The sequence below is a fragment of the Acuticoccus sediminis genome, from assembly GCF_003258595.1.
Lineage (GTDB): Bacteria > Pseudomonadota > Alphaproteobacteria > Rhizobiales > Amorphaceae > Acuticoccus > Acuticoccus sediminis.
Genome location: NZ_QHHQ01000022.1, coordinates 1 through 12,644, shown reverse-complemented (window position 1 = coordinate 12,644; position 12,644 = coordinate 1). Strand labels below are relative to the sequence as shown.

The 12,644-nt window shown below is 66.8% G+C and carries 11 protein-coding genes, 3 pseudogenes and 1 other annotated feature; of the genes and pseudogenes, 7 read left to right on the top strand and 7 right to left on the bottom strand.

Translation table 11 applies throughout. The features are described 5' to 3' along the window. The coding region (locus DLJ53_RS34110) for a transposase (protein ID WP_202913522.1) at positions 1–379 on the top strand (379 nt) is incomplete at its 5' end. A 167-nt stretch (positions 380–546) separates the two neighbouring features. Here the strand turns inward: DLJ53_RS34110 and DLJ53_RS34105 are convergent. From DLJ53_RS34105 to DLJ53_RS34095, 4 genes and pseudogenes are all read right to left on the bottom strand, one after another. Continuing rightward, a pseudogene (locus tag DLJ53_RS34105) lies at positions 547–828 on the bottom strand (transposase); the annotation flags it as partial. Continuing rightward, positions 731–1,342 (bottom strand): NHL repeat-containing protein, encoded by a 612-nt coding sequence (locus DLJ53_RS35840; protein ID WP_211100736.1) that lies wholly within the window; start codon positions 1,340–1,342, stop codon positions 731–733. The pseudogene DLJ53_RS34105 and the gene DLJ53_RS35840, both read right to left, overlap by 98 nt. A 53-nt stretch (positions 1,343–1,395) precedes the next feature. Then, on the bottom strand, positions 1,396–4,524 hold the full coding sequence (locus DLJ53_RS34100; RefSeq protein WP_111352768.1) for an efflux RND transporter permease subunit: 3,129 nt from the start codon (positions 4,522–4,524) through the stop codon (positions 1,396–1,398). Continuing rightward, complete coding sequence (locus tag DLJ53_RS34095; RefSeq protein WP_244935236.1) at positions 4,521–5,603, bottom strand: efflux RND transporter periplasmic adaptor subunit; 1,083 nt, start codon at positions 5,601–5,603, stop codon at positions 4,521–4,523. The genes DLJ53_RS34100 and DLJ53_RS34095 overlap by 4 nt, the downstream gene beginning before the upstream one ends. Positions 5,604–5,751: 148 nt before the next feature. On the opposite strand from DLJ53_RS34095, the gene DLJ53_RS34090 reads away from it, so the two are divergent. Next, the gene (locus DLJ53_RS34090; protein ID WP_111352766.1) at positions 5,752–6,327 is read left to right on the top strand and encodes a TetR/AcrR family transcriptional regulator; all 576 of its coding nucleotides are present in this window, start codon (positions 5,752–5,754) and stop codon (positions 6,325–6,327) included. Positions 6,328–6,474: 147 nt separating this feature from the next. Next, a complete protein-coding gene (locus tag DLJ53_RS34085; RefSeq protein ID WP_111352765.1) occupies positions 6,475–7,893 on the top strand; it encodes an MATE family efflux transporter in 1,419 nt (472 codons plus the stop codon). A 129-nt stretch (positions 7,894–8,022) separates the two neighbouring features. Here DLJ53_RS34085 and DLJ53_RS34080 read toward each other — a convergent pair whose 3' ends face one another. Then, a complete protein-coding gene (locus DLJ53_RS34080) occupies positions 8,023–8,775 on the bottom strand; it encodes an SDR family oxidoreductase (protein ID WP_111352764.1) in 753 nt (250 codons plus the stop codon). Between the two features lie 179 nt (positions 8,776–8,954). Here DLJ53_RS34080 and DLJ53_RS34075 point away from each other — a divergent pair, with 179 nt between their 5' ends. Then, positions 8,955–9,854: an AraC family transcriptional regulator gene (locus tag DLJ53_RS34075; protein ID WP_111352763.1), complete on the top strand. Its 900-nt coding sequence runs from the start codon at positions 8,955–8,957 to the stop codon at positions 9,852–9,854. Positions 9,855–9,883: 29 nt separating this feature from the next. Here the strand turns inward: DLJ53_RS34075 and DLJ53_RS36585 are convergent. Then, positions 9,884–10,186, bottom strand: a pseudogene (locus DLJ53_RS36585) (efflux RND transporter permease subunit); the annotation flags it as partial. A gap of 59 nt (positions 10,187–10,245) precedes the next feature. Beyond that, the gene (locus DLJ53_RS36490; protein WP_280525543.1) at positions 10,246–10,380 is read right to left on the bottom strand and encodes a hypothetical protein; all 135 of its coding nucleotides are present in this window, start codon (positions 10,378–10,380) and stop codon (positions 10,246–10,248) included. Positions 10,381–10,461: 81 nt separating this feature from the next. On the opposite strand from DLJ53_RS36490, the gene DLJ53_RS34065 reads away from it, so the two are divergent. From DLJ53_RS34065 to DLJ53_RS34055, 3 genes and pseudogenes are all read left to right on the top strand, one after another. After that, a complete protein-coding gene (locus DLJ53_RS34065; RefSeq protein WP_111352762.1) occupies positions 10,462–10,758 on the top strand; it encodes a transposase in 297 nt (98 codons plus the stop codon). Between the two features lie 8 nt (positions 10,759–10,766). After that, positions 10,767–11,102, top strand: coding sequence for an IS3 family transposase (locus tag DLJ53_RS34060; protein ID WP_111352761.1), 336 nt, complete (start codon positions 10,767–10,769; stop codon positions 11,100–11,102). A 47-nt stretch (positions 11,103–11,149) separates the two neighbouring features. Further along, positions 11,150–12,379 (top strand): annotated as a pseudogene (locus DLJ53_RS34055) (IS3 family transposase). Continuing rightward, positions 11,431–11,547, top strand: a sequence feature (AL1L pseudoknot). (Overlaps the previous pseudogene by 117 nt.) Positions 12,380–12,644: the final 265 nt, after the last annotated feature.

Genomic DNA, 12,644 nt, shown 5'->3' with positions numbered 1-12,644 from the left:
TGACCGAGCCAGCGCCGAGGAAGCGATAGCGGTGTTCGCTGAAAAGTACGGTGCCAAGTACGCGAAGGCCGTGGAGTGCCTGGTCAAAGACCAGGATGCACTCCTCGCCTTCTTCGACTTCCCGGCCGAGCACTGGGATCACCTCAGGACCACGAATCCGATCGAGAGCGTGTTCGCCACCGTGCGCCACCGGACCGTGCGCACCAAGGGGGCGCTCTCCCACCGCACGGCCCGCCTCATGGTGTTCAAGCTCACTATGGCGGCCTCGAGGACCTGGCGGCGGTTGAAGGGCGAGAACCGCTTGCCGATGGTCATCGCCGGCGTCAAATTCACCGACGGCGTCGCCAACCCCGCGACCGCCGATCAACGCGCCGCCTGACCGGCCCCGTCACCCACATTCAGCCATAGCTCGTGCGCATGAACCCATGGGCCACGTTTTTTGACGGGGTCGACGCCACCAATAAGCTGACGGCCGCTGCCCTCCTGAGGCGGAGCGTATCCCACCCGTTTCTATCACGCACAGGCGGGCGCCGGCCCGGGACCGTTTTTTAGAATATCGCGCTCCATCTGCGCCTTCTGAAGCTCTCGCTTCAGCCTGGCATTCTCCGATGCGAGATCGGCCAGGGACGGCACCGACGCCTGCGTTGTGGGGCGCCGCTGCGGCGCCGTCCCTTCCGCGCCGTACCTGGCCATCCAACGCCTCAGCACCGTCTCGTGCAGCCCGAGCTCCTCAGCGACGCGCACAATCGGCTGGCCGCTCGTCGCGACACGCTCGACCGCCTCTCGCTTGAACGCCTCCGGGAACACCCGCCGTCGTCTCTCGCTCATCGGACACTCCGTCTTTGGCTCGAAAGCCTATCATCGGTGTCCACTCAAACGGGGCAGGATCAGCAGGCAGCTTCGCGCTGAACTTGCCGGCACCGGTTGAGAGGTCAAAACCCTTGAGGTGGCTGCCCGGGACGTCGCTCGGTCCGGCGATGCCCAACATCGTCAGGTCGTTGGAGCAGACCCACAGGGTTCCCGTCGCCGCATCTGGCAGGAGGCCGAAGGTCGAGCGGGTGTCGAAGGCGCCCGGCGCAACGAACACCTTGCCCTTCGCAGCGCCCGGCGTGACACGCGCGACGCCGCCGCCGACAAAGCCCGAGACGTAGAGCGTGCCGTCCGCTGCGGCGGCGACGTTCTCGGGGAAAAGGGCGTCGCCGGGGAGGTCGACCGAGTCGGATGCGGCCTGTGCGACGCCGCCCGGCGCGATGATGAGGGCGGCCGCGACGAGGGCGGAGCGAACGCTGCGCCCACACGAAGGTCGAACGCCGCGAAGGTCCTCAGGGGATAGATATTCCATGCAACTTCTCCTTGGGTTTTGTGTGCCTGCGCTCTTTGGCGCCGTTTGGGCCGCTACTCCGCCGCCACCCTGTGTGTCGGGGAGGGTGCGGAAAGTAGTAGCGTCGTCTCGGTTGGTTCGGCGGCGACGGTCGCGGGAGGTCTGATCCGGAACCAGGCGGCGTACAGCGCTGGCAGGAACAGAAGGATGATGACCGTTCCGACGGCCGTGCCGCCGATCAGGGTATAGGCCATCGAGCCCCAGAAGACCGAGTGCGTGAGGGGGACGAACGCCAGCACTGCAGCGAGCGCGGTGAGCACGACCGGCCGCGTTCGCTGCACCGTGGCCTCGATCACTGCGTGGAAGTCGTCGAGCCCGGCGGCCTTGTTCTCCTTGATCTGCTCGGTGAGGATCAGCGTGTTGCGCATCAGGATCCCAGCGAGACCGATCAGGCCGAGGATCGCGTTGAAGCCGAACGGCTGGTGGAAGAGGAGCAGCACGGGCACGACGCCGATGAGCCCGAGCGGCCCGGTGAGCATCACCATGGCCATGGTCCCGAACGAGCGAACCTGCAGCATGATGACGATGAGCATCGCCGCGATCATGACGGGAAAGACCTTCGCGAGCGCGGCGTTGGCCTTGGCGGATTCCTCGGCGTTGCCACCCACCTCGATGCGGTAGCCGACCGGCAGAGCCGCGATCAGCGGCTGGAGCGCGTCGAAGACCTTGGCCGACACCTCCGGGGGCTGCGTGGCTTCGTCGATATCCGAACGGATCGTCACCGTGGGAACCCGGTCCCGCCGCTTCATCAGCGGCGCTTCGAGGCGGACCTCGGCGCGGCCGATCTGGTCGAGTGGGATGCGGCGGCCGTCACGGCTCGTCAGAGAGAAGTCGCCGAGGCGGGACGGGTCGAGCCGTTCCTCACCGGCGCTGCGGGCGATAATCGCGACATTGCGGATCCCGTCCCTGACGTCTGTGACTGGGATGCCGGTCAAGAGGAACTGGAGCTGCTGGGCCGCCTCCGCCGGCGACAGGCCGATGAGGTTGAGCCGGTCCTGATCGGGGATGAAGCGCAGCACCGGCACGCGGTTGCCCCAGTCGCGGTTCTCCGACCGCACCTCCGGGACACCGCTCATGACGGCGAGTGCCTGCTCGGATATTTCGGCGAGCTTTACGGGGTCCGGTCCGCTGATGCGGAACTCCACGGGGAACGCGGTGTAGGGGCCGAACACGAGCTGCGTCACGCGCACGAAGGCTTGCGGCGCGAGTCCCTCGGCCACCGCTTCGCGCATGCGGTGCTTCAGCGCCTCGCGGGCCTCCGCATCCGGCGTCAGGACGACGATCTTGGCGAACGCGGGGTCGGGCAGCTCGGGCGCCATCGCGATGAAGAAGCGCGGCGCGCCCTGGCCGACATAGCTCGTGATGGTGGTCGCCTCGGGCTGCGCCTCCAGCCAGCGCTCGAGCGTCTTCACCGTCTGAAGCGTGGTGCCGATGCTGGTGCCTTCCGGCAGGCGGACCTCGACCAGGACCTCGGGCCGGTCGGAGGTGGGGAAGAACTGCTGCTCGAGCCCGCCCATCCCGACGATCGCGCCGCCGAAGGCGATGCCGACCACGGCGCACACGAGCAACTTGCGCCGCACGGTGAAGGTCACCACCCGGCGCAGCCGCTGGTAGAACGGCGTTCCGTAGATGGCGTCGTGGCCGCCGTGCACGGGCTTGATCGCCGGCAGTAGCTTGACGCCGAGGTAGGGCGTGAACACCACCGCCACGACCCACGACACGATCAGCGCGAAGCCGACGACCCAGAAGATGTTGCCCGCATATTCGCCCGCGGTCGAGGCGGCGAAGCCGACCGGGAGGAAGCCAGCGATGGTGACGAGGGTGCCCGACAGCATCGGGCCGGCGGTGTGGCTCCAGGCGTAGGAGGCCGCGGCGATGCGGTCCATGCCCTCCTCCATCTTCACCACCATCACCTCGATCGCGATGATGGCGTCGTCGACGAGGAGCCCGAGCGAGAGGATCAGCGCACCGAGCGTGATGCGGTCGAAGAAGCGCCCGGTCTCCAGCATGATGAGGAAGACCGCGGCGAGCGTCAGGGGGACGGCCGCAGCGACGACGATACCGACACGCCAGCCGAGGCTGAGGAGGCTCACCAGCAGCACCACGCCGAGCGCCATCGCGAACTTCAGCATGAACTCGTCGACGGCGCCGGAGATGTTGATCGCCTGGTCGCTGACGCGGGCCAGCGTCACGCCGAGCGGCAACCGTGCCGAGATCGCCGCGGTCTTCGCCTCCAGCGCTTCGCCGAGGTCGAGGCCGTTCCACCGGTCCTGCATGACCACCGCGAGCATCACCGCCGGTTCGCCGTCGTGGCGGATGAGGTAGGTCGGCGGATCCTCGGTGCCGCGGGTCACGTCGGCGATGTCGGACAGGCGCAGCGTGCGACCGCCGGCCACGATGGGCGTGCTCTCGATGGCGCGAACGTTGTCGTAGGCGCCATCGACGCGGACGAACACCTGCGGCCCCTCTGTGGCGACCGAGCCGGCCGGGGACACGACATTCTGGCGCTGCAGCGCCGCGACGGCGTCCTCGACGCGCACGCCGAGCGTCGCAAGCTTGGCGCGCGAGAACGCGACGAAGACACGCTCGGGCTGCTCGCCGACGATGTTGACCTTCTTCACGCCGGGAACGTGAAGCAGCTCCTGGCGGATCGTCTCAGCCTCGCCGGCCAGCTCGCGCGCCGGCATCCCGGGCGCCTTCAGGGCGTAGAGGCCGAACGTGATGTCGGAATACTCGTCGTTGACGAAGGGAGCGTAGACCCCGCCGGGCAGGTTGCGCTTCTCGTCGTCGATCTTCTTGCGAGCCTGATAGAACTCCTCCTGAACCATCTCCGGCGGGGTGTCGTCCTTGAGCTGGATCGTCGTGAACATCAGGCCGGGCCGCGTCGTCGTCTCGACGCGGTCGTAATAGGTGAGTTCCTGGATGCGCTTCTCCAGCGGCTCGGCGACGAGGTCCTGCATCTCGGCGGCGGTCGCGCCGGGCCAGACGGCGGAGACGGTCAGCGTCTTCACCGTGAAGGCGGGGTCCTCCGCGCGGCCGAGCGACTTGAACGCCAGCGCGCCGGCGGCGGCGAGCAGGATGATGAAGAACAGCGTGACGGCGCGCTCGCGAACCGCGATCGCGGAAAGATTGAAGCCGCTCACCGGAGTGCCTCGCCGAAGATCCTGACGCTGGCGCCCTCGCGCAGCAGATGCGCCCCGAGCGCGACGACCGTCTCCCCGGCGTCGACGCCGGAGACAACGGCGGCGTCCTCGGTCAGCCGGCGCACCGTCACCGTCCGGAAGCTGACGGTGGATGCGGCGCGGTCGACCGCCCACACCCCGACCGCCGTGCCGTCGTCCAGGATCGCGCCGATCGGCACCTCGACGTCCGCGCCGTCGCCGTCGCCCTTCATGCGGATCGTGACCGTCGCGCCGAGCGGAGCGTCGGCGGCCTGGCCACCCAGCACGAAGCGCGCCTCGTAGGTGCGGGTCTGCGGGTCGGCGGTGTCGGACAGCTGCCGCAGGCGCGCGGGCGAGCGCTGCCCGGCGCTGCCGTAGAGTTCGGCCTCGGCGGTGTTGCCCAGTGGCGGACGCACGGTCTCGGGCAGCGCCACCACCGCCTCACGGGCTCCGGCGTGAGCCAGGCGCACGACGGTCTCGCCCGGAGCGACGACCTGGCCGGGCTCGGCGAGTGTGTCCATCACGGTCCCGTCGGCGTCCGCCGTGAGGACTGCGTAGGCGGCCTCGTTCTCCGCGACTCGTGCAGCGGCCTCCGCCGCGGCGAGCGTGGCGGTCGCGGTGGCAAGCGCGGCCTTCGCCTGCTCGTAGCGCTGACGTGATGCAAACCCCTTTCCGGCGAGTTCGGCGTAGCGCTTCTCGTCGGCGGTGATCTGCACGAGCGCGGCGCGGGCTGCGTCGACGTCCTTGCGCCGCTGCGTCAGCGAGAGGCTGAGGTCGGTCTCGTCGATCCGCATCAAAGGCTGGCCGGCCGTCACCTTCTGCCCGGCATCGACGAGACGCTCGACGATCTTGCCCGGAACGCGGAAGCCGAGATTGCTTTCGACACGCGCTGCGATCGTTCCGGTGAATGCGCGCTCTCCGCCATTGAACGGCGCCACTTCGGCGACCTTGACGAGCGGCGCGGCGATGCGGGGATCGAGGGCGGGTGCCGCATCGGCAGCCGGAGCGACGGCAGGGGCCGCCGTCGGTGCGAAATTGGCTGCGACGGCACCGACGACCACCGACAGGATCGCACCCGTCCCGATGCGGGAAAGGAGATGCCGGCGATGCGGTCGAACCTTGCGACGAACGACGGGTCGAGGTGTTATTGATTGCATGCGACATCTATAGTCCATATAGATTACGAACGCAATCTAAGTAGGAGTTCAGATGCGAGTCAGCAGGGCCCAAGCCGCCGCCAATCGAGAAAACGTGATCACCGCCGCGAGCCGGCTCTTCCGGGAGCATGGGTTCGACGGGATCGGCCTGATCGACCTCATGAAAAGCGCCGGGCTGACGCAGGGTGCGTTCTACAAGCAGTTCAAGTCGAAGGACGATCTGGCGGCCCTCGCCGTCGGCCGGGCCATGGAAGGCACCGCCGAGCGCTGGGCGACCGCCGCGAAGACGGAGCCGGAGAATCCGATCGCGGCGTTGACCGATCTCTACTTGAGCCCGGGTCATCGCGACGACGTGGGCGCGGGCTGCCCCATCGTTGCGCTTGGCGCAGACGCGGCGCGGGGCAGCGAGAGCGTGCGCGCTGCTCTAGAGGCGGGCATCCGGGAGCGCCTCGATGTTCTCACTGCCCACATGGCGAGCGATCCCGACGCTCGGCGCAAGGCCGTTGCGATGGGCGCGACGATGGTGGGCGCCCTGCTGCTCGCACGCGCGGTGAACGACGAGGCGCTGTCGGACGAGGTCCTCACCGTTGCGAGAGAAGAGCTGCGTCGCTCCATCGGCGCGTCATGACAAATGCTGTCTGAAACAATCCGAGACCCGGAAGCGACACATGGGTCGGTGGGAGGACAGACCAGGAATGGAAGCGATGACGAATGCTTCGACGGTGACGTGCGCGCCGGCTCAACCTCACGGTCTCGACCGGGGGGGGGGCGTCTGATGGTTGTCACGAGCCCGGTTCAGACTGCGCGGCTTTCCGCGGACGCGGCGGCGACCGCGCGGGCATCCCGCACGAGACTTCTGCTCGAGGCCCCCATCGCGCCGACCCTGGCGAAGCTCGCGGCGCCCAACGTGGTCGCGATGTTCGCTCAGGCCGCGCAGGGCATCGCCGAGGCCTATTATGCCAGCCGATTGGGCGTGACCGCCCTTGCTGGACTGGCGTTGGTGTTCCCATTGGTGATGGTGACGCAGATGCTTTCGGCGGGCGCGATCGGTGGAGCGATCTCGGCGGCCGTCGCGCGGGCGCTCGGGGCCTCGGACGTCGCACGGGCCGCGACGCTCACCGTGGCGGCCTGGCTCATCGCAGCAAAGCTCGCGCTCGTGATGGCGGTGCTGGTCGCTCTTTTCGGACCACGCTTCTTCGAAGTGCTGGGGGGCGGGACGGAGAGTGTCGCGGCCGCGAAGACATACGCGCTGGTCTTCTTCCCCGGATGCATCGCGGTCTGGCTCTGCAATGCCTCGCTCAGCGTCATCCGCGGCACCGGCGACATGCGCATACCCGCGCTCGTGTTGCTCCTTGTCTTCGGGACGTCGATCGCGCTGTCGGGAGGTTTGGCACTCGGGTGGGGGCCACTGCCCGCGCTCGGCATGGCCGGTCTGGCGCTCGGCCCGATCTGCGCATTCGCCCTCGGTGGAGGGGCCGCGATCGGTCATATCGCTTTCGGCCGCGCCGGACTCGTCTTCCGTGGGGCGGTCGGACGTCTGAGCGCCGACATGTTCCGCGACATCCTGACGGTTGGGACGCTCGCGTCCATCAACACCGTTCTCACGGCCGTCACGATCATCATGATGACGGGTCTCGTGGGACGTTTCGGCGAGGGGGCGCTGGCCGGCTACGGTCTCGGTGCACGGCTGGAATTCATGATGATCCCGGTGATCTTCGGCATCGGGGCGGCGATGACCGCCATGGTCGGCGCGAATGTCGGCGCCGGCCGGATCGACCGCGCGCTGCGGGTGGCCTGGACAGGTTCCTGTGCAGCGGCGGCCATCGTCGGCAGCATCGGCCTGCTGCTGGCGGTCTTTCCGGACCTTTGGCTGGGTCTGTTCCTGGAGCCGTCGAACACCGCTGCGCTCGACGCCGGGCGCAGCTATTTCCGTATCGTCGGTCCATTCTACGGCTTTTTCGCGCTGGGTCTCGCGCTTTATTTCGCCTCACAGGGCGCCGGTCACATGAAATGGCCGGTGATCAGCAGCCTCGGCCGCATGGCGGTCGCGCTTGTCGGCTCACTGATCCTGACGACCAGCATGGGCCTGGGGGCTCACGGCATCTTCGCAGCGATCGGCGGCGCCATGCTGGTCTACGGAGGGGTTATCGCCCTCGCCATTTGGTTCGGCGAATGGAGAAAAGCGGGGCGGTGACAGCATTGTCACTTGAGGGGTGCGCGCCCCGACAGACTTTCCGTTGGAGTTGGAGTTCCCCCGGTTTGGTGGAGACATTGCCACCCATCGGGGGGCTGATGATGCCCCGTACGAGCGGGATCGACTCGATCAGCCGTTCAATGTTCGCCCGCCGTCCACGACGATCTCCGTGCCGATGGTCCAGGGTGATTCGTCGGACGCGAGGTACACGACAGCCTTAGCGACTTCCGACGCGGTGCCGAAACGACCGGCCGGGATCGTCGCCACGATGCCGGCGTTGACCTCATCCCGATAGGTGTCGGGAATGCCGAGCTTGTCATAGAGCGGCGTGTCAACGGGGCCGGGGCTAACCGCATTAACGCGGATGCCGCGCGGAAGAAGCTCCGACGACAGCGTCTTCGCCATGTTGAGGAAGGCCGCCTTGGTCGCGCCGTAGACCGAGGAGCGGGCGGCACCGACGTGGGCGTTGACCGACGTGTTGAGGATCACCGACGCCGGATCTGCGAACACCGAGAGCAGGGCCTGGATTAGGAAATAGGGACCTTTCACGTTGATCGCGAAGGACCGGTCGAATGCGGCCTCCGTCCAGTCTTCGATCGGTTGCCAGACCGAGACGCCGGCGTTGAGGAAGGCGACGTCCAACTGGCCGTAAGCCTCTTTGACGGCATCGGCGAGCTTGCGCTGATCTGCCACGCTCGCGCTGTCCGCCCGGAGGACGAGAACGTCAGAGCCCAGTTCCGTTTTCGCCAGTTCGATAGTCTCCGGGTTGTTGCCGGTCACGATGACGCGGGCGCCCTCGTTAAGGAACTGCTTTGCGGTTTCTAGGCCAATCCCTGACGTACCGCCGGTGATGAGGGTGCGTTTTGCCTTGAGGCGCGTCATTTGCGTACTCCGGTTATTTTGTCACGACGTCTCGGACGCAGCCGTTCCTTTTGACTGCGTCCAGTCGGGCATCCCTGAGGTAGGTGGGAAGCAGGTGGCAGACCCCTTCGATCGGCTCAATTTCCTGCCCGATTGTCTCAACCTCTTCGTCGCGCGCCCAGAACGTGGTAGGGTCGCACATGATCGACCATCTGGAACCACACCGTGCCATCGCCCTGCGTCACGCGTGGTCGGGCCTGGTCGCGACGGATTTGCCGCGCCTCGACATCACCATTGGACAGGGCTCCACCGGGCCGGCGCCGTGCCTCTATCGTTCGATGGTCTGCTTCATCTTGCAGGGCTCGAAACGGGTTCTGATCAACGACGAGCTTCTGAGCTACGACAGCGCCGACTACCTCGTCAGCGCGATCGATCTGCCGTTGAGCGGCGAGATCCTTAATGCTCCGGGGGGCAACCCGTACGTCGCCGTCTCACTGCTTCTTGAGCCGGCTTTGCTGACCGAGCTGGCGGCGTCCATGCCGCTGGACGCCGAGACCGGATCCTGCGGCATTGGCCTTTCGATCAACCCGGTGACCCAGCCGCTGCGCGACGCACTCTTGCGCTTCATGTCGCTGCTGGATCAGCCGGCGGACATCCCCGTCCTGGCGCCTATGGCTGAACGGGAATTGCTTTATCGTCTCCTGCAGGGTCCAGAGGGTCGGTTGCTGCGGCAGATCGCTCGGCCTGACGGGGCCTTGGGACGCATACGACGCGCCGTCCAGTGGATTAGGGACAACCAGACTGCCCGGCTGCGTATCGCGGCCCTCTGCGAGGTGAGCGGGATGAGCCGGGCGAGCCTGCATCGCCATTTCCTCGCACTGACAGGCGTCACTCCGCTTCAGTACCAGAAGCAGCTCCGCTTGCAGGGGGCGCGCTATCTTCTGCTAGACGGCGAGAAGAGTGTGTCGGAAGTGGCCTTCGCCGTCGGCTACGAAAGCGCGACACAGTTCATTCGCGAGTACGGTCGGCAGTTCGGAAATCCCCCGGCCCGGGACGTTCGTCAGCTTCGGGAGGCGATCAGCGCATCGACCGCAGCCTGATCACCGAAGCAACCTTCCGTCGGCGGAGCCTATTCCGCTGCCATTTTGACCCGCGGATTACCCTCCGCCGTTGAAGCCTCAGCGGCCTTATCGGCGGTCGGCTTGATCCGGAACCACGCTGTGTAGAGCTGGGAAGAAAGAGCAGGATCATTATTGTGCCGACCGCCGTGTCGCCGATCAGCGTATCGGCCATCGATCCCCAAAAGACGGGGTGGGTGAGGGGTATGAAGGCGAGCACCGCCGCGAGTGCGGTCAGCATCACCGGCCGCGCGCGCTGCACGGTGGCCGTGATAGTCGTCAAGGCCGGCCGCACGGTTCTCCTTGATCTGGTCGTGGGGTCGGCCTCCCGCAACCGAACCGCTGACCCGAGATGGCGCGGGCCTGATCCGCGTCAGACCTTCGGCGTCGGCGGCGTCTCCATCCCCTCGCGCTGGAACATCAGGCCGGCGCTGAGGAATCCGCCGTCGACGTTCACCGTCGTCCCGCTGACGTGCGAGGCCTCCTCCGAGGCAAGGAAGGCGACCATGTTTGAGGTGCTCTCCGACAATGGGACAGCGGCGTAGGCTACGAGAGGGGCCTGCTGGTCTTCGGAGGAGGAGATCAGCGAATGACGACACGCAAGCAGCACAAACCGGCGTTCAAGGCGAAGGTGGCGCTGGAGGCGTTGAAGGGTGAAGAGACGGTGGCGGAGCTGGCCGCGCGTTTCGGGGTCCACCCGACGATGATCCACCAATGGAAGCGGCAGTTGCTGGAGGGCGCCTCGGACGTCTTCGAGCGCGGCCGTAAGAACGCCGCGCCGGAGATTGATGGCGAGAAGGTCCGTGAGCTGCATGCCAAGATCGGCGAGCTGACGGTGGCGAACGATTTTTTGTCGCGAAAGCTCAAGCCTTGGGGCGGGACGTGAGGCGGGCGATGGTGGAGAGGGACCATCCCGCGTTGTCGGTCACGGAGCAGTGCCGGCTCCTGTCGATCCCGCGGTCGACGTTTTACCACGCGCCGGGCGGCGAGACGGCCGAGAGCCTGGCCCTGATGCGGCGGATTGACGAGCAGTTCCTCCAAACGCCGTTCTATGGCGTGCGGCAGATGACGTGGCATCTGCGCGCCGAGGGGGAAACGGTGAACCCGAAGCGCGTCCGGCGCCTGATGCGGCTCATGGGGCTGACGCCGATCTACCAGAAGCCCAACACAAGCGTGCCCGCAAAGGCGCACAAGGTCTGGCCCTACCTGCTGCGCGGACGGACGATCTGAACCGCGCCGGGTTTCCCGGAGGCTCCAACTCTTGAGAGAATGGAGCCATGACGAAGAGAACAGCCCCGTATAGCCCCGAGGTGCGCGCGCGAGCGGTTCGGATGGTTTTGGATCATCAGGACGAGCACGGCTCGCAGTGGGCGGCAATCCAGTCGATCGCGGCGAAGATCGGCTGCTCTGGCGAGACCCTGCGCAACTGGGTGCGGCAAGCTGAACGGGACGACGGGACCCGGCCCGGTTCGACGAGCGCGGAAAAGGAGGAACTCGCCAAGCTGCGGCGCGAGGTGCGCGAGCTGCGCCAGGCGAACGAGATCCTGCGCAAGGCGTCGGCGTATTTTGCCCAGGCGGAGCTCGACCGCCGGTACAAGCCATGAAGGCGTTCATCGACGACCATCGCGACGCCTACGGGGTCGAGCCGATCTGCCGGGTCTTGCCGATCGCCCCGTCGACCTATCACGAGCATGCCGCTCGTCGTGCTGATCGCGCCCGGCTACCAAAGCGGACGAGACGGGACGAGGCCTTGAAGGAGGAAGTGCGGCGCGTATTCGAGGAGAACTTCGGTGTCTACGGAGTGCGCAAGGTGTGGCGGCAGATGAAACGCGAGGGCTTCGAGATCGCCCGCTGTACGGTGACGCGGCTGATGCGCCAGATGGGCCTGAAAGGTGTCGTTCGCGGCAAAAGCATACGCACGACGACCCGCGACACCTCGGCGCCATGCCCGCTCGACCGGGTGAAACGCGTCTTCAAGGCGCCGCAACCGAACATGCTGTGGGTCTCCGACTTTACCTACGTCGCAACCTGGAGCGGCTTCGTCTACGTCGCCTTCGTGATCGATGCCTTCGCCCGACGGATCGTCGGCTGGCGTGTCTCGCGCTCGATCCGGGCCGACTTCGTCCTTGATGCTCTGGAGCAGGCTCTCCACCAGCGGCAGCCCTTTGCCGGCAGCGGGCTCATTCATCACTCCGACAGGGGCAGCCCAATATGTGAGCATTCGGTACACCGAACGCCTCGCCGAGGCCGGCATCGACCCGTCCGTCGGCAGCGTCGGCGATTCCTACGACAACGCTCTCGCCGAGACGGTAATCGGCCTCTTCAAGGCCGAGTTCATCCATCGACGTGGCCCCTGGCGCTCATTCGAGGGCGTCGAGTTCGCCACCCTCGAATGGGTCGATTGGTTCAACAATCGGCGGCTTCTCGAGCCGATCGGAAACATCCCACCTGCGGAAGCAGAAGCCGCCTACCATGCGGCCCAGGAGGTCCAGCCGATCGCCGCGTAGACCAAACAGAAACGCCTCCGGAAAAGTCGGTACGGTTCATCACAGCACCCTGGTCATCGCCGGCGTCAAATTCACCAACGGCGTCGCCAACGGAACACCTCGAAGAAAGGCTCTGAGGGCGATGGTGGTCAGCGACGAGGCGTCGGCGCCTCATTTCGGCAACCGGGCGTGGTCTCGGCGTTGCGGCTGCGGCGGGTGCCCGCCCGCTCTTTGGGCCGCCGGTCAGGCGAGGCCGGCGCGGCGCTCGTGGAAAACGAGGCGCCTG